18 protein-coding genes are annotated in these 16,926 nt (G+C 61.9%); 3 read left to right on the plus strand and 15 right to left on the minus strand.

Annotated elements, in window-relative coordinates; genetic code table 11:
* Positions 1-209: 209 nt before the first annotated feature.
* The 11 genes from EOC94_RS24345 to EOC94_RS24400 all read right to left on the minus strand — a co-directional run bounded on the left by EOC94_RS24345 (position 210) and on the right by EOC94_RS24400 (position 9,993).
* On the minus strand, positions 210-848 hold the full coding sequence (locus EOC94_RS24345) for an SGNH/GDSL hydrolase family protein (protein ID WP_127294017.1): 639 nt from the start codon (positions 846-848) through the stop codon (positions 210-212).
* Complete coding sequence (locus EOC94_RS24350; protein WP_095488612.1) at positions 845-1,270, minus strand: hypothetical protein; 426 nt, start codon at positions 1,268-1,270, stop codon at positions 845-847. Before EOC94_RS24350 ends, EOC94_RS24345 begins: the two co-directional genes overlap by 4 nt.
* Before the next feature lie 14 nt (positions 1,271-1,284).
* Complete coding sequence (locus EOC94_RS24355) at positions 1,285-2,709, minus strand: pyruvate dehydrogenase complex dihydrolipoamide acetyltransferase (RefSeq protein ID WP_127294019.1); 1,425 nt, start codon at positions 2,707-2,709, stop codon at positions 1,285-1,287.
* Positions 2,710-2,727: 18 nt separating this feature from the next.
* Positions 2,728-4,116, minus strand: coding sequence for a pyruvate dehydrogenase complex E1 component subunit beta (locus EOC94_RS24360; protein WP_127294021.1), 1,389 nt, complete (start codon positions 4,114-4,116; stop codon positions 2,728-2,730).
* Between the two features lie 15 nt (positions 4,117-4,131).
* The gene (pdhA, locus tag EOC94_RS24365; protein WP_127294023.1) at positions 4,132-5,178 is read right to left on the minus strand and encodes a pyruvate dehydrogenase (acetyl-transferring) E1 component subunit alpha; all 1,047 of its coding nucleotides are present in this window, start codon (positions 5,176-5,178) and stop codon (positions 4,132-4,134) included.
* Between the two features lie 171 nt (positions 5,179-5,349).
* Complete coding sequence (locus tag EOC94_RS24370) at positions 5,350-5,673, minus strand: septum formation initiator family protein (protein WP_127294025.1); 324 nt, start codon at positions 5,671-5,673, stop codon at positions 5,350-5,352.
* Between the two features lie 186 nt (positions 5,674-5,859).
* On the minus strand, positions 5,860-7,134 hold the full coding sequence (gene eno / locus EOC94_RS24375) for a phosphopyruvate hydratase (protein WP_095488607.1): 1,275 nt from the start codon (positions 7,132-7,134) through the stop codon (positions 5,860-5,862).
* A 389-nt stretch (positions 7,135-7,523) separates the two neighbouring features.
* Complete coding sequence (locus EOC94_RS24385; protein ID WP_095488605.1) at positions 7,524-7,889, minus strand: PRC-barrel domain-containing protein; 366 nt, start codon at positions 7,887-7,889, stop codon at positions 7,524-7,526.
* Between the two features lie 82 nt (positions 7,890-7,971).
* Positions 7,972-8,175, minus strand: a complete 204-nt coding sequence (locus EOC94_RS24390; RefSeq protein WP_095488666.1) for a dodecin family protein — start codon at positions 8,173-8,175, stop codon at positions 7,972-7,974.
* Between the two features lie 100 nt (positions 8,176-8,275).
* Positions 8,276-9,106: a 3-deoxy-8-phosphooctulonate synthase gene (gene kdsA, locus EOC94_RS24395; RefSeq protein WP_127294029.1), complete on the minus strand. Its 831-nt coding sequence runs from the start codon at positions 9,104-9,106 to the stop codon at positions 8,276-8,278.
* Complete coding sequence (locus tag EOC94_RS24400; RefSeq protein ID WP_127294031.1) at positions 9,103-9,993, minus strand: VOC family protein; 891 nt, start codon at positions 9,991-9,993, stop codon at positions 9,103-9,105. The genes kdsA and EOC94_RS24400 overlap by 4 nt, the downstream gene beginning before the upstream one ends.
* Positions 9,994-10,135: 142 nt before the next feature.
* Between EOC94_RS24400 and EOC94_RS35120 the strand changes: the two genes are divergently transcribed.
* On the plus strand, positions 10,136-10,261 hold the full coding sequence (locus EOC94_RS35120) for a hypothetical protein (protein WP_281032979.1): 126 nt from the start codon (positions 10,136-10,138) through the stop codon (positions 10,259-10,261).
* Between the two features lie 32 nt (positions 10,262-10,293).
* On the opposite strand, the gene EOC94_RS24405 is transcribed toward EOC94_RS35120, so the two are convergent.
* Positions 10,294-10,584, minus strand: coding sequence for a Dabb family protein (locus tag EOC94_RS24405; protein ID WP_127205575.1), 291 nt, complete (start codon positions 10,582-10,584; stop codon positions 10,294-10,296).
* A gap of 103 nt (positions 10,585-10,687) precedes the next feature.
* Positions 10,688-10,822 (minus strand): hypothetical protein, encoded by a 135-nt coding sequence (locus EOC94_RS35125; RefSeq protein WP_280953394.1) that lies wholly within the window; start codon positions 10,820-10,822, stop codon positions 10,688-10,690.
* Between the two features lie 245 nt (positions 10,823-11,067).
* Here EOC94_RS35125 and EOC94_RS24410 point away from each other — a divergent pair, with 245 nt between their 5' ends.
* Together EOC94_RS24410 and EOC94_RS24415 are read left to right on the plus strand one after the other, a co-directional pair.
* Positions 11,068-12,324, plus strand: coding sequence for a cyclopropane-fatty-acyl-phospholipid synthase family protein (locus tag EOC94_RS24410; RefSeq protein ID WP_127294033.1), 1,257 nt, complete (start codon positions 11,068-11,070; stop codon positions 12,322-12,324).
* Between the two features lie 110 nt (positions 12,325-12,434).
* Entirely contained in the window at positions 12,435-13,424 is a 990-nt protein-coding gene (locus EOC94_RS24415) for a glycerophosphodiester phosphodiesterase family protein (RefSeq protein WP_127294035.1), read from the plus strand.
* 60 nt (positions 13,425-13,484) lie between these two features.
* Here EOC94_RS24415 and EOC94_RS24420 read toward each other — a convergent pair whose 3' ends face one another.
* Positions 13,485-15,464, minus strand: coding sequence for a bifunctional 2',3'-cyclic-nucleotide 2'-phosphodiesterase/3'-nucleotidase (locus tag EOC94_RS24420; RefSeq protein WP_127294037.1), 1,980 nt, complete (start codon positions 15,462-15,464; stop codon positions 13,485-13,487).
* A gap of 157 nt (positions 15,465-15,621) precedes the next feature.
* On the minus strand, positions 15,622-16,887 hold the full coding sequence (locus EOC94_RS24425) for an NAD(P)/FAD-dependent oxidoreductase (RefSeq protein ID WP_095488598.1): 1,266 nt from the start codon (positions 16,885-16,887) through the stop codon (positions 15,622-15,624).
* Positions 16,888-16,926 lie beyond the last annotated feature (39 nt).

Genomic DNA, 16,926 nt, shown 5'->3' on the forward strand with positions numbered 1-16,926 from the left:
TGAAGCGAGGCTTCACCGAAAAAAAGGCTTCGGTATCGAAATTGGCTCGTACCTCAGTATTAAAGGCGCGAAAGCTGGCTCATGCATCAGTATCAAAAGGGCGTCGGAAACCCAGAGCCCCAGAAATGCGTAACCTGCGAGAAGCCGACTTCGGCGGCCCTGCCAATGCACAGCCAACCAAATGCCAATGATCAGAAATGCATTGACTATCATGTCGCTAACATCACGCGCACCAGCGGTGCCAGCGCCTTGCCGATGTTTCGCGTGTTTTCGGCATCGAGATGCACGCCGTCGAGCGGCGTGGTCTCAGCCACCGTGCCCGCATCGAAGAAGCCGCAGCCGGCCTCGTCGGCGAGGGCGGAATATTGTGGTGCCAGCCGCTTCGAGGCTTCATCGCCGCCGGCGAACATTTCCTTGAATTCGGCGTTTTCCGTACGGCTGACCGCGGGCGGCGCGACGATCAGGATCTGCGGCGCCGGCCAGTCGAACGGGTAGTCGTGCCCGCGCACGATATCGATCAGGCGCTCGATGCCTTGCTTAGCGGCGACCGGATTGCCGTGGATCCACGGCTTCATGTCGTTGGCGCCGAGCATGATGATGATCAGGTCGATCGGCGCATGCGTCATCAGGATCGTCGGCAGCACTCTTGCGCCGTTACGGTCGGCGCCGGCCAGATGATCGTCGAAAGCCGTTGTGCGGCCGTTCAAGCCTTCAGCGATGACCTCGATACCGCCTCCCAACGTCGCCTGCAGCACGCTCGGCCAGCGGTCCTCGAGCGGGTGGCGATCCAGGCTTGCCGCATCATAGCCCCAGGTCAGCGAGTCGCCGTAGCAAAGGACTGTTTTCATGCGTTTGCCCCGCTCCTGCCAAATCCTGCTTGTGCGCGCTTTACCCGCCAGCCCACGAACAGCCACTGGACCAACACCGTGGCGAGGCCCGGCAGGACGAGGCCGGCGACAATGGGAAGATCGCTCGACCACTGGCTCTTTCCGGGTGGCTGGGAAAAAGTCCAGGTAATCAGGCCAACCCCGACGAGCACAAAAAACGCAACCGCGATAAGCGACGTCAGGTTTATCGCGTTTTGCGGGTTCGACATAAACTGCGCGATGAAGAGGGCGACCGTCACGAGGATGGTGACGAGAGCCGAGATCATGAACACAAGGATGTACTCTACGTCGGCATCAGTGGCGACGGCGAGCCCCTGCGCCACCAATCCGCCGGCCAAACCGGAAAGGATGAAGGCAAAAAGGCTGGTGAAGAATTTCCGCACCGCCTTCTTCCTTTCTAGACCAGCATGCCCATCGGGTTTTCGATCATGCGCTTGAAGGCGACGAGCAGTTCGGCGCCGAGCGCACCGTCGACGGCGCGGTGATCTGTCGACAGCGTCACCGACATGATGGTGGCGATCTTGATCTCGCCGCTCCTGACCACCGCGCGCTCCTCGCCGGCGCCGACCGCCAGGATCGTCGCATGCGGCGGGTTGATGACGGCGGCAAAGTCCTTGATGCCGAACATGCCGAGATTAGACACTGCCGTGGTGCCGCCCTGATATTCTTCCGGCTTCAGCTTGCGGCTGCGGGCACGGCTGGCAAGGTCCTTCATCTCATTGGAAATGACTGACAGGGTCTTTTCGTCGGCACGCCGGATGATCGGCGTGATCAGGCCGCCGGGGATCGAGACCGCGACACCGACATCGGCATGCTTGTGCTTGACCATGGCGCTCTCGGTCCATGAGGCATTGGCATCCGGCACCGCCATCAGCGCCATCGCCATCGCTTTGATGACCATGTCGTTGACCGACAGCTTGTAGGCCGGCACCTCACCCTTGTCGGTCTTCTTCACCGGGGCAGCCGCATTGATCTGCGTGCGCAGCGCCAGAAGCGCATCGAGCTCGCAGTCGAGCGTCAGGTAGAAATGCGGGATGGTGGTCGTGGCCTCGACCAGCCGGCGCGCGATGGTCTTGCGCATGTTGTCGTGCGGAACAAGCTCGTAGGAGCCTTCGGCGAACAGTTTCAGCACCTGGTCGTCCGACATTGGCTTGGCTGCGACAGCTGGAGCCGGAGCGCCGGCGGGCGCCGCTTTTGCAGCGGGCGCCTTGGCGCTGCCGCTGGAAATAGCTGCATCGACATCGGCCTTGACCACGCGGCCATGCGGGCCGGAACCGGTCACCGCTGAGACGTCGACGCCGGCTTCCAGGGCGATGCGACGGGCCAGCGGCGAGGCGAAGGTGCGGCCGTCCGGCGATTGGCTGATCTCCCCCCTTGTGGGGGAGATGCCAAGTGGCGACAAAGAGGGCAGGCCAGAGGGGGGCGCTTTGCTCCCTACGGCTGGAGGGACAGCGCCCCCCTCTGTCGACTTCGTCGACATCTCCCCCACGGGTGGGGAGATTGGCGCCTTGTCCTGCTTGGCCTCGGCCTTTGCCGGCGCAGCGCCGTCACCGCTCTTCGCGGCGGCCGCCGCATCCTCGCCTTCGACGGCGAGCACGGCGATCAGCGCGTTGACCTTGACACCTTCGGTGCCGGCCGGGACGACCAGCTTGGCGACCGTGCCGTCGTCGACGGCCTCGACTTCCATCGTCGCCTTGTCGGTCTCGATCTCGGCGATCACGTCGCCCGGCGAAACCTTGTCGCCCTCCTTGACGAGCCATTTGGACAGATTGCCCTCTTCCATCGTGGGCGAGAGGGCAGGCATGGTGATGTTGATCGGCATTTTGTCCTCCCGCCCTGCTCAGCGATATGTGACGGCTTTGACCGCCTCGACGACCTCGCCGACATTGGGCAGCGCCAGCTTTTCGAGGTTGGCCGCATAGGGCATTGGCACGTCCTTGCCGGCAATGGTGATAACAGGCGCGTCGAGGAAATCGAAGGCGCGCTGCGACACCTGGTTGGCGATGTGGTCGCCGACCGAGTTCTGCGGAAATCCTTCCTCCACCACCACCAGACGGTTGGTCTTCTTGACCGAAGCGATAATGGTATCGAAATCGAGTGGACGGATGGTCCTGAGGTCGATGATCTCGGCATCGATGCCCATGCCGCGCAATTCGGCCTCGGCCTTGATCGCATAGGTCATGCCAATGCCGAAGGAGACGATGGTGACATCCTTCCCCCTCTTATGGATGCGCGCCTTGCCGATCGGCAGCACGAAATCGTCCATCTTCGGCACGTCGAAGGAGTGACCATAGAGGATTTCGTTTTCGAGGAAGATGATCGGGTTCGGATCGCGAATCGCGGCCTTCAGCAACCCCTTGGCGTCGGCGGCGGTGTAGGGCATCACCACCTTCAGACCGGGAATGTGGCTGTACCAGGCGGCATAGCACTGCGAATGCTGGGCGGCGACGCGGGCAGCCGCGCCGTTCGGCCCGCGGAAGACGATGGGCGCGCCCATCTGGCCACCGGACATGTAGAGCGTCTTGGCGGCGGAGTTGATGATCTGGTCGATCGCCTGCATGGCGAAGTTGAAGGTCATGAACTCCACGATGGGTTTCAGGCCAGCCATCGCCGCGCCGACGCCGACGCCGGCGAAACCATGCTCGGTGATCGGCGTGTCGACGACGCGACGCGGCCCGAACTCCTGCAGCAGCCCTTGCGTGATCTTGTAGGCACCCTGGTACTCGGCGACCTCCTCGCCCATGACGAAGACGTCGCCATCGCGGCGCATCTCTTCGGCCATCGCGTCACGCAACGCCTCGCGCACAGTGGTCGAGACCATTTCCGTGCCGGCCGGGATGTCCGGATCTGCGGCAATTTCGGTTCTCGGCGCGGCGGCGACAGGTGCTGCCGCCTCGCTTTTGGCCGCAGTAGGCGCTGGCGCGGCTGTTTCAGCCTTGGCAGGTTCTTCTTCGCCGACGCCTTCGCCGGCCTTGTCGATGTCTTCGCCATCAACGGCGAGCACAGCGATCAGCGCGTTGACCTTGACACCTTCGGTGCCGGCTGGAACCACGATCTTGGCAAGCGTGCCTTCGTCGACGGCCTCGATTTCCATCGTCGCCTTGTCGGTCTCGATCTCGGCGATGACGTCACCGGCGACGACCTTGTCGCCCTCGTTCTTCAACCATTTGGAAACATTGCCCTCTTCCATGGTCGGCGAGAGAGCGGGCATGAGAATTTCGATCGGCATGTCCTTGCCCTCTCGTTACAGCACGATGTCGGTCCAGAGCTCGGACGGATCCGGCTCTGCGTCATTCTGGGCAAATTCAGCGGCGTCGGCGACGATATCGCGAACCTCCTTGTCGACGGCCTTGAGCTCGTCCTCATCGGCCCACTTCTTCTCGATCAGGCGCGCCTTGACCTGCTCGATCGGGTCACGCTCGGAGCGCATCTTCTGCACTTCTTCCTTGGAGCGGTACTTTGCCGGATCGGACATCGAGTGACCGCGGTAGCGGTAGGTCTGCATTTCGAGGATCAGCGGCCCCTTGCCGGCGCGGCACCATTCGGTGGCGAGATCGCCGGCTGCCTTGACCGCGCGGACGTCCATGCCATCGACCTGGATGCCGGGGATCTTGAAGGAGGCGCCGCGGTGCGAAAAATCCGTCTCGGCCGATGAACGCGATACCGAAGTGCCCATTGCGTAGCGGTTGTTCTCGATGATGTAGATCACCGGCAGCTTCCACAGCGAGGCCATGTTGAAGCTTTCATAGACCTGGCCCTGATTGGCGGCGCCGTCGCCGAAATAGGTCAGCGTCACATTGTTGTTGCCGCGATAGCGGTTGGCGAAGGCGAGGCCGGTACCGAGCGACACCTGCGCGCCGACAATGCCGTGGCCGCCGTAAAAATGCTTCTCCTTGGAGAACATGTGCATGGAGCCGCCCTTGCCCCGGGACAAGCCGCCGCGGCGCCCGGTCAACTCGGCCATGACGCCGCGCGGCGACAGTTCCATCGCTAGCATGTGGCCGTGATCGCGGTAGGCGGTGATCATCTGGTCGCCATCGACCAGCGCCATCTTCATGCCGGTGACAACTGCTTCCTGGCCGATATAGAGATGGCAGAAGCCGCCGATGAAGCCCATGCCGTAGAGCTGGCCGGCCTTTTCCTCGAAGCGGCGAATGAGCAGCATGCGCCGGTAGGCGTCAAGCTCCTCTTGCTTGGTGAAGTCGATAGGCTTGGGGGCTGAAAGCCCCGCCGATTTGCCGTCGGATCTGGATTTGGATTTGGCAGGCGCTTTTCTCGCGGCGGTGGCCATGCATCACTCCCTGTTGGCGTCTCTTGCGGACACTGAGGGAGATCAGCTCTCCCCACCGATTTTGGGGAGGCTAACACGCGAGAAGGCGTTTCGCCATGCCGAAAATGCATGGCTGACATGCGTCTAAGCGATTAAAATCATTGAAAATATTGCCGATTAACTGAAATATGGTTATCTTGCCGTAGCCGGTAACATGATGGTGATTTCGTCGGCGTGGGACATATTGAGCGCCTTGCGCGCCTGCTCGTCAAGCATGTCCTTCTCCAGCGTGCCCTGATGCATGAGCTGAACGCGCCGCTGCAGGTCGAGCCGGCGCGCCTTGACGGCATCGAGCTTACCTTGCAGGTCGACGGTTTCGGCCTCCAACCGGTATTTGGAATAGATGCCGAATTCGCCGTGATAGGCGTGGAATCCGAAATAGGCGAGGAATGCCACGCAGAGCGAGGGGATGATCAGCCGCCCGGTATTTCTCTGCTTGTGCTGACGCGTCCACATGATCCAAATCCCTTAGAGCGCCGTGCGTCCTCTTGGACGAGCAAAGGACGCTCTATCCCTCTGCGACCTAGCCCCTTTCTCGCCCAATTGTGCTTAATGGACGGTTACGGACGGCCGGATTTGGCGGTGTAAAGCAAAAAGGGCGGAGAATGCCCCGCCCTTTCATTCCGGATATTTTCGGCTGGCTCAGCCTTTGACGATCGACTTGCCGGCATAGAGCGCCTGCTTGCCGAGCTCTTCCTCGATGCGGATGAGCTGGTTGTACTTGGCCATGCGATCCGAGCGCGACAGCGAACCTGTCTTGATCTGCCCGCAATTGGTGGCAACGGCGAGATCGGCGATGGTCGAATCTTCAGTTTCGCCCGAGCGATGCGACATGACTGCGGTGTAGCCGGCCTTGTGCGCGGTTTCGACGGCGTCGAGCGTCTCGGTCAGTGAGCCGATCTGGTTGACCTTGACCAGGATCGAATTGGCGACGCCCATGCGGATGCCGTCGCGTAGCCGCGCCGTGTTGGTGACGAACAGATCGTCGCCGACCAGCTGGGTCTTCTTGCCGATGAGGTCGGTCAGCGTTTTCCAGCCGTCCCAGTCGTCCTCGGCCAGCCCGTCCTCGATGGTGATGATCGGATAGTCGGCGGCGAGCTTGGCCAGATATTTGGCCTGGGTCTTCGGATCGCGGGTCTTCTTCTCGCCTTCATAGACGTAGTTGCCGTCCTTGAAGAATTCGGTGGCGGCGCAATCGAGACCGAGCGCAACCTCTTCGCCCGGCTTGAAGCCAGCCTGCTCGATCGATTCCATGATGAAATCGAGCGCAGCGGGCGCGCTCTTCAGGTTAGGAGCGAAGCCGCCCTCGTCGCCGACATTGGTATTATGGCCGGCGTCCTTCAGCCGCTTCCTCAGCGTGTGGAAGATTTCCGAGCCCCAGCGCACGCCGTCACGCAGTGTCGGCGCACCGATCGGCAGGATCATGAATTCCTGGAAGTCGATCGGGTTGTCGGCGTGGGCGCCGCCGTTGATGATGTTCATCATCGGCACCGGAAGCACATGCGCCTTGGTGCCGCCGACATAGCGGTAGAGCGGCAGGCCAGCCGCTTCCGCCGCAGCCTTCGCCACTGCCAGCGACACGCCGAGGATGGCGTTGGCGCCGAGCCGGCTCTTGTTGGGCGTGCCGTCGAGCTCGATCATGGTCTGGTCGATGTGGATCTGGTTCTCGGCTTCCATGCCGCCAATCGCCTCGAACAGCTCGCCATTGACGGCCTCTACCGCCCGCAGGACGCCCTTGCCGAGATAGCGGGCGCCGCCGTCGCGCAACTCGACCGCCTCATGCGCGCCGGTCGATGCGCCGGAGGGCACCGCAGCGCGGCCCATCGAGCCGTCTTCGAGCACGACGTCGACCTCGACGGTCGGGTTTCCGCGGCTGTCCAGGATTTCACGCCCGACAATGTCGATGATGGCGGTCATACGATGTCCCCGATTTGATCTGACAAAGCGTCGCGCACGTCTTAGCCAAAGTGCTGCAAAACGCAATCGGGGTGTCCGCAAATATTGCCGCCACCTCCGCCATGCCGGTTCACGAAGCAAAAATTGCTGTCATCATAAGTCTTGGCGGCATGCGACTTTCTGGTTATGCTCGCAATTGCGCGGGGCGAAACAGGAGGAGTTTCGCCATGTCTCAGTTGAGCGGCATTGTGAGTTTGTTCCTGATCGCGGCGGCGTTTCTGACGTCGTGTGACACTCAGCAGCCTCAACAAGGCGCGGTAGAGTTGTCGACCCTTCAAGCGGCGGAGTAGATATCCTGCAGAAGAGGCCCTCGGTTCAACCGAGGGCCTTTTGATTCCGGCAGATCAAGGTCAGTGCCAATAAGGCTCGACCTTGTAGTAGCTGTATGAAGCATCACGCGCGGCCTCGCCGTCGGCGCCCGTCAGTTCGTTGATCGAATAGGCGGGAGCAGCCTTCAGTTGCTCCTTGGTGAACGGCACGACGTAGCCGCCCTTGTTCTCGTCATAGTCGAGGGTCGCCCACGGAATCGCGTGATACTTCTCGCCGATGCCGAGAAATCCGCCAAAGCCGATCACGGCAAACATGATTCCATTCGACAACTTGTCGAGCATGACATCCTCGATGTCGCCGATATGCGTGCCTTCCGTGTTGTAGACTGATGTGCCGATGACCCGCGAGGCAGCGATGGCTTCTGTGTGTCCTGTCTGGGTTGTCATTGTGTACTCCTCGTTGTCGTTGACGCTATGCTTGACAATGAGGGGCGCGAATGAAGGTTCCAGACTTTTCGACGCTAGTCGGTCACTCAGCCAAGATGAAGGTGACCTTCATGTTGACGCGGTAGGCGGAGATCTTGCCGTCCTCGACGACGACCTTCTGATCCTGGATCCAGGCGCCTTCGACGTTCTTCAAAGTCTTTGCAGCGCGCGCAATTCCCAGTTCGATAGCGTCCTGAAAGCTCTTCTTCGACGATGACGTGATTTCGGTGACACGGGCGACGGGCATGGCTTCCTCCTCCAAGGTACTCGGTTGCCTGGACAGCGTACAACCGGCACCTGTTGACCACAAGTTTAGAGGGAGGCGGGACTTAGGGCCCTGGGCATGCTCAGCTCTTGGCGACGCGGTCGAATGCCATCAGCCTTTCAAGCAGGGCCGGGAGATCCTTCAGCGGCACCATATTGGGGCCATCGGAGGGGGCGTTGTCGGGATCCTGGTGCGTCTCGATGAACACGCCGGCGACGCCGACAGCAACCGCGGCGCGCGCCAGAGTCTCGACGAAGCGCCGATCGCCACCCGTGGAGCCGCCCTGCCCGCCTGGCTGCTGCACGGAATGCGTGGCGTCGAAAATCACCGGCGCGCCGATCTCGGCCATGATCGGCAGGGCGCGCATATCGGACACCAGCGTGTTGTAGCCGAAGGATGCGCCGCGCTCGGTAACCAGCACGTTGGCGTTGCCGGAACCGGTGATCTTGGCGACGACGTTCTTCATGTCCCAGGGCGCGAGGAACTGGCCCTTCTTCACATTGACGACCTTGCCGGTTCTTGCAGCCGCGATCAGCAGGTCGGTCTGGCGGCTGAGGAAAGCCGGAATCTGCAGGATGTCGACATGCGGCGCCACGACCGCGCACTGTTCCTCGGTGTGGATATCGGTCAGGATCGGCAGCGAAAACGCCTTGCGCAAATCATCGAAGACCGGCAGCGCCGCATCGAGCCCGGCGCCGCGCGTGCCGCCAAGCGAGGTGCGGTTGGCCTTGTCGTAGCTGGTCTTGTAGACGAGGCCCAGTCCCAGCTTCTCAGTCAGTTCCTTCAGCGCGCCAGCCATATCGAAGGCGTGCTGGCGCGATTCAAGCTGGCACGGGCCGGCAATCAGCGACAGCGGCGCGGTGTTGCCGAAGACGACATTGCCGACGGTTACGGACGAATTGGGCTTGCTCATGCGATCTCCCGGAAGATGAAGGCCGCACCCTGTCCGGGTGCCGGCCGCACGACAATATCATTGCCGCGTATGTCGTGTTCGACGGAATTGGCTGCAAGCAGCTTTGCGACCGTGTCTGCGCGGCGAACTGAAAAGACTACCCCGGCGAAGCGGAGTTCCGATGGCGCGCCGGCAAGTATGCCGACGCGCGCTTCGAAAGCGGCGGGGTCAAGCAGGGTCAAGGTCGCGTTCGGCAGGCCAAACGCGGTGCTCCCCTGCCCGGCCGCCGGACTGCGAGCCGCGATCGAAATCAATCGGTGCTGTTCGGATGGCTGGTCGCTGACTGCCACGACTTCGATGATGCCGGTTGCGCCATTGGGGTGGATCTGCAACGCGGTGCGATCCACTTTCGGCGCATTGATCCGCTCGCAGGCGAACAGGAATGCGTCCTTCGCCCCGGCACCGGAGGCGAAGGCCAGTTTGAACGATGCCGTGTCGCTCTTTCCAGCTGTGTCAGCGAAGGCGCGCGAAAAGCTCAGCATGTCTCCGGCCGACAGGCCGGCTTCGACATAGCGCATATGATCTGCGTCCGCATTTTCGGTGCCTAGGACAAGGGCGGAAAATCCCTCATTGCCGCGCTTGTCGCGATAGGCGCGATCGCGCGCGACGAAGACGTTGCCGTCCGCGATCGCTTTCGCCGCAGCTTGCGCGTTCCCCACCGCCAGCGGCTCGAGATAAGTGCCGTCTTCAAGGAAGACGCAGCAGTTTTCCGTTCCGAAAGGATGGATGCCGGTCGGCGCCACGACAAATCCAAGCGAAACCAGCCGCGCCCGCGCTAGGTCGAGGCTCGCGGTCGGCAGCACAAGATGGTCGAGCGAATGAGGGCCGGCTGGCATCGTTTCGGTCATGCCGGCGCGGTGTGCATCATTCCGGAAGTTGGTTCAAGAGCCTCGTCTCACGCCGCAAGGAGCCAGGTGGCCGATCGCGCGGCGTCAGTACGCGAGCCCCCGGAACACTTGCCGCTGCCGGAAATCAACCTACGTGATCCAAATGAGAAAGATGCTGTTCATAGCGGCAGCGGTCGTCGCGATGGCTGTTATTGCCATACTGGTCTGGAGTGCGCCGAAGCAGCCTGGCGCAGATCTGACCGAACCGACCGCCGCTCAGACGGAGTAAGCGAAGCACGTTGCTCTTCGGTCGATTTCTTTTCAGGACGCCGCCACAACATCCGCCGAATATCGCAGTTCACGCAGCGGTTTGACCTGGCTGGTCGTCTCGCCATAGAGCGGATGCGCCTTGTAGGCGGCCAGAGCGGCCTCATCCTCGAATTCAGCATAAACGACCACGTCGATTTCGTCCGAAAGCGGGTCGACCTTGGTGTTGAGCGCCACCTCGAAAAGACGGGAATGTGGGATATTGCCCAGCGCCAGCAAGCCCGTGCGTACGGCCTCGACATCCTCTTTGTGCCGCGCGCTGAAGAAAACGATATGCCGGATCAACCCAGCCTCCTCGATCGATGTGCAAGCGTGTTTTGTGTGGGCAAAACGGTCGCGTCAACCGGCAACGATGTCGCGGCGACAACGCGTTGAGCGGGAAAGAAACCTACACCAGGCTGGTGATGTAGCGCACGATGCGCGTTATCTCCCTGACCGTGGTGTCGAGATAGCGGCCCTGATTGTAGATTCCGTCCCAGATCAGGAAGAACGTGGCGGAGCAGATGACGATAACGTAACGCATGGCTACAACTACTGCATCTGGGTGGTTGCAACCATAGTGATTCCGGCGTTGATCAGCGCCCTCCCCCAAAATCTGTCCATTGATCCGTGTTCGCTTGCCCCTTGCCTCTTGAAGTTCCCTTTGATGAGATGAAAGATTGCTGCGGGGATTCATCAGGAAGCGGCGTTCGCGCCCTGGCGAATGAACTGCGAGTGTGGAAACTGGCCATTGTTGCGCCGGCTCCGCAGAAGTTCGGGGGGCGTGATATGGCTCACAAGGAAGACACCGGCGTTGCGTGGGGCGACGCGGTCAGGCTGGACGAACTCAATTTCGCCGAAACCGTCAAGGGCCTGCCGGCCAAGGCGCGCATGGTATTGTCGGCGGCGATGAACCTGCCGCGTGGCTCGCTCAAGGTGAGGATGCCGGACGGCCGCGCCGTCCTCGTCGGCGGCAAGGCGCCGGGTCCGGACGCCGAACTGGTGCTCAAGAACTGGCGTTTGCCCGGCCGCGCCTTCACCGGTGGCACCATCGGCATCGCCGAATCCTACATCGACGGCGATTGGGACAGTCCCGATGTAACCAGTTTCCTGGAACTGTTCGTGGTCAATTCGGAAATCGGAGAGCGCATCGCCGGCGGCGCCAGCTGGCTCATCAACGCCGTCCAGCGTGTCCGCCACTGGTTCAACCAAAACACCCGTACCGGCTCGAAGCGCAACATTTCGGCGCACTACGATCTCGGCAATGCCTTCTACAAGGAATGGCTGGATCCAAGCATGACCTATTCGTCGGCGCTCTATGCGGCTGGCGCCAACGATCTGGAAAGCGCGCAAGCCGCCAAATATCGCGCGCTGGCCAAGGACACGGGCATCGGCGCGAAAGACCACGTGCTGGAAATCGGTTGCGGCTGGGGCGGCTTTGCCGAATTCGCCGCGCGCGAGATCGGCTGCCGCGTCACCGGGTTGACCATCAGCCGCGAGCAGCATGATTTCGCCAGAGCGCGCATCCAGAAAGCTGGACTTGCCGAGAAGGTCGACATCAAGCTGCAAGACTACCGCGACGAAACCGGATCCTACGACCGCATCGCCTCGATCGAGATGTTCGAGGCGGTCGGCGAAAAATACTGGCCGGTGTTTTTCGGCAAGATGAAGGATTGCCTGCGGCCTGGCGGCACCGCCGGCCTGCAGATCATCACCATCAACGAGAAAGCCTACGACAGCTATCGCGCCCGACCGGATTTCATACAGCGTTACGTCTTCCCGGGCGGCATGTTGCCGACGCCGTCGATCCTCAAAACGCTCGGCAAAGATCATGGCCTCGCTCATCTGCGCGAGCGCATTTTCCCGGACGACTATGCCCGCACGCTCGCCGAATGGCGCCATCGCTTCTGGGCGTCATGGGAAAAGATCGTGCCGCTTGGTTTCGACGACCGCTTCAAGAAGCTCTGGGAGTTTTACCTGCATTATTGCGAGGCCGGCTTCCGCGCCAGCTACATCGATGTCCGCCAGGTGGTCTACAAGGCTTAGGTCAGTTCGGGACATCATCATCGCTGATTTTGCAGCCATGCAATAATCTGGCTGCCGTGAAAAAGTCCGATCCCGACGCATGATGCGGCTGCAAGAATCGGAATCACATCATGCGCAAACGGACGATCTTCCTCGTCGCTCTTCTTGTCGCTGCGGGCGGCATCTGGCTCAACAACAGCTCGCTGCTGTCGAACCGTCCGGCCGGCACCCCGACCGTGCTTGCCCATCGCGGCCTTGCCCAGGATTTCGACCGCAAGGACCTTGGTCCCGACACCTGCACGGCCGAACGCATGCTGCCGCCACGCCATCCTTTCCTTGAAAACACGATCCCCTCGATGGAAGCCGCCTTCGCGTTTGGCGCGGACGCGCTCGAACTCGACGTTCACCCGACCACGGACGGCAAGTTCGCCGTCTTCCACGACTGGACGCTGGATTGCCGCACTGAAGGCAAGGGAGAAACGCGCGCCCATGCCATGTCCGAGTTGAAGGCGCTCGATGTCGGCTATGGCTATACGGCTGATGGCGGCAAGACCTTTCCGTTTCGCGGCAAGGGGATCGGCATGATGCCGTCGCTGGACGAGGTGCTGCAGCACTTCCCGAACCGCCGTTTCAACATCAACATCAAAAGCAACGACCCCAAGGAAGGCGAGACGTTGGCCTCCTGGCTCGCCACGCTGAAGCCAACCGAGCGCGCCGGCTTGACTGTGTATGGCGGCGACAGGCCGATCGCGGCGGTCAAGACGGCGCTGCCAGACATGCATACGCTGAGCCGTGCATCGCTGACCCGATGCATCCTGCGCTATGCGGCGCTCGGCTGGAGCGGCTACGTTCCGGAGGCGTGCCGGCAGGGGACCCTGCTCATCCCGATCAATGTCGCCCAATGGCTGTGGGGCTGGCCCGACCGTTTTCTGGATCGCATGGATGCCGTCGACACCCGTGTCTACCTGCTCGGCCCCTATGCCGGCGGCGGCTTTTCGCAAGGGCTCGACGAGCCCGAACTGATCGACCAGTTGCCGGACGGCTATTCCGGCGGCATTTCCACGGACGCGCTGGATCTGGTCATGCCCGTGATCAAGCGGCGTTTCGCACCGCCAGCTTGAAGCTCCAAACCCTACGCCGCTGTAGGCGTGGGTTTGAGTTAGCGCGCAAAAGCTTTGTCTTCAGAGAGTGATGCGGTACTTGGCAAACCCTGCTTCGCCTTCGCCTGCCGGTTCGATCTTCAGCGACTTCACCTGCGCAATAAAATCCTTCGCCTTGGCGCCGGTCTCGAACACCACGCTGGTTCCAGGCATTGGCGCAAACGACCAGTTGGCGTCCGCCGACGGGTTGATCGTGCCTTGGCTGATGAGGTAGCGCACGATCACGTCGCGGTTGGTATCCGGCGCCTCGTAGATGATCTTCGAGGCGTCGATCTCCGGGAAATTGCCGCCACCGCCGGCGCGGTAGTTGTTGGTGGCGACGACGAATTTTCGTTGGGGATCAATTGGTTTTCCGTCGAACATCAAGTTGACGATGCGGCTCGATCCGGCGTTCACCAGCCCGCCCTTGGAATCATATTTCGGCGGCCGCGACAGATCGATCCGGTAGGTGACGCCGTCGATCACGTCGAAATTGTAGGATGGGAAATCGGTGTTGATGAGCGGCTGGTCGGGCTTACCGGGCTCGATCTGGTTGAAGATACCGGCCGACATTTCCAGCCAATCCTTCACTTCAGCCCCGGTGATTTCGACGGCGCGGACAGTGTTCGGATAGAGATAGAGATCAGCGACGTTCTTGATGGCGATGTCGCCCACGGGAACGTCGGTATAGTAGTCGGCGCCGTTGCGCCCGCCGGCCTTGAAGGGCGCCGCCGCTGACAGCAGCGGCACGTCCTTCCACTGCGCATTTTTGAGGATATCCCTGAGATACCAGGCCTGCGCCTGGCTGACGATCTGCACCGACGGATCGTCGGCGACCAGCGCGAAATAGGAATAGAGCGGCGCCGAGGTTTTCCCGACCGGCCGGCGCACATAGGCAAGCGTCGCCTCGTGATCTTCTTTCAGCGCATCGACGATGCGCTGGTCGTCAGCGACCGTCGGCTTGTTCGCCTTCTCGACCCGCTCGTAGATCGGCCGTGCCTCGGAGGTCGCCGAGACGACCCGCCATTTCGACCCGTCGCGCTCCAGCAACAAGTCGATCAGACCCATATGCGAGCCCCAGAAGCCGCCCATGACGGCAGGCTTGCCCTGCAGCGTGCCCTTTTCAGTATCGACGGCCTCGAGCGCCTGAAAGTCCTTCTTGCCGGGAAAGACGAGATGCTGGTGGCCGGTGAACACTGCGTCGATGCCCTCGACGCCAGCGACGAAGAACGAGGCGTTTTCCATCATGTCGCCCTGCTTCACGTCGATGCCGGAATGTGAGAGCGCAATAATGATGTCGGCGCCCTCCTCCTTCATCTGCGGCACCCACGCCTTGGCCGCCTCGACAATGTCGCGCGTCTTGACGTTGCCCTCGAGATTCTTCAGGTCCCAGACCATGATCTGCGGCGGCACGAAGCCGATGACGCCGATCCTGAGAGGCTGCTCGGCGCCGGACCCGTCCCTGATCTTCTTGTCGAGGATGACGTAAGGCTTGAGATAGAGCTTGTCGTCCCGCGGGTTCGCAGCGAGTTCGGTGCCGCGGATCAGGTTGGCGCAGACGAACGGAAAATTGGCGCCCGCCAGCACCTTGTCCATGAACGGCAGGCCGTAATTGAATTCGTGGTTGCCGAGCGTCGAGCATTCATAGCCGAGCAGGTTCATGCCCTTCATGACCGGATGCAGGTCGCCATCCTTCATCCCCCGCTCGTAGGCAATATAGTCGCCCATCGGGTTGCCCTGCAGAAGGTCGCCATTGTCGATCAGCATCGCATTGGTGGCTTCCTTGCGCACCGCATCGATCAGCGAAGCGGTGCGTGATAGTCCCATCGTGTCGTTCTCTTTGTCGGCGTAGTAATCGTAAGGCAGGACATTCACATGGATGTCGGTCGTCTCCATGATCCTGAGATGCGCCTGATTCCCCTGAGCGCGAGCGGAGAACGGGTGAAGCATGATCAGCGCTCCGGTGGCGGCGGCGCTGGCAAGGAACGCGCGACGGGAGACGGGTTGAAGCAGTTCGAGCATTGCTTTGTTTTCTCCTGTTCGACGGCATGTCAGGCTTCGGCAACATGCCTGCCTTCAACGGCGTGCCAAGCCCTGCCCGAAGCAAAGCTTCGCGCCGAATCCGGTCGAGTCCATCAGGAACAGATGACGTGCCGATGAATGCGCGCGGGCGGAGACGTCAGTTCCTGTCGTCGTCGCCTTGGGTGATTAGCCGCGCGCTGCGCTGACCTGTCACGTAGATCCATAGCCAGCTCAGTGAAACCGCAAGCCGGTTACGGAAGCCGATCAGGAAGTAGATGTGCGCGAGGCCCCACAGCCACCAGGCCGGCCGGCCGGTAAGCTTGATCCAGCCGAAATCGATCGCGGCGGCGCGCTTGCCGATCGTGGCCAGATCGCCGTCATGCTTGTAGTGGAACGGCCGCGGGGTTGCGTCGCCGGCAAGCCGGGCCTTGATCGTCGCGGCGACATGCCGGCCTTGCTGTTTGGCGGCAGGTGCGACGCCGGGCACCATGCGGCCATCCGGCCGCAGGACATGTGCAGCGTCACCGACGATGAAAATCTCCGGGCTGCCCGGCACGGTCAGGTCGGGCTCAACGAGCACCCTGCCAGCCCGGTCCGCCGCCGCCCCCAGCCATTCGGCGGCCGGCGAAGCGGCGACCCCGGCTGCCCACAGGATCGTCCTGGCCGGCAGGTGCGTATCACCGAAAACCACGCCCTCGGCATCGCAGCGCGTGACGGGCCGGCCGAGTTCGACCGTCACGCCGAGCCGCTCGAGCGCCTTGCTGGCGTAATCGGAGAGTTCCGGGGCGAAATTGGGAAGGACGCGGTCGCCGGCCTCGATTAGCACCACGCGCGTCTGCCGCGTGTCGATGTTGCGGAACTCGCCGCGCAGCGTGTCGTGCGCCAGTTCGACAATAGTGCCGGCCAGTTCCACGCCGGTCGGCCCGCCACCGACGATCGCCAGCGTAAGCAGCGCCTGGCGCTTGGTGGGATCGGTTTCCCGCTCGGCCTGCTCGAAGGCGAGCAGAATGCGCCGTCGAATGGTGGTGGCGTCCTCCAGCGTCTTCAACCCCGGTGCGAAAGGCTCCCATTCGTCATGGCCGAAATAGGCGTGGCGGGCGCCGGTGGCTAGCAGCAACGTGTCGTAGGCGACCGCATTGCCATCATCGAGCAGCACGCGTTTGCCGGCGCGGTCGACACCGCTGACGGTGGCGAGCAGCGTCGTCACGTCCTTGCGCTTGCGCAGGAGATGGCGGATCGGCCAGGCGACTTCCGAGGTCGCCAGCGCCGTGGTCGCCACCTGGTAGAGCAGCGGCTGGAAGAGATGGTGGTTGCGCTTGTCGATCATGGTGATGCGCACCGGCGCACCGTCAAGCGCGCGGGTGAATTCGAGCCCCCCAAAGCCTGCCCCGACGACAACGACGTGATGGCTGGATTCATTCATCTCATTCACTCCGGAGAGCAATTTCGCCAAGGCTGATGT

It is taken from the genome of Mesorhizobium sp. M6A.T.Ce.TU.016.01.1.1 (assembly GCF_003997065.1).
Classification (GTDB): Bacteria; Pseudomonadota; Alphaproteobacteria; order Rhizobiales; family Rhizobiaceae; genus Mesorhizobium; species Mesorhizobium mediterraneum.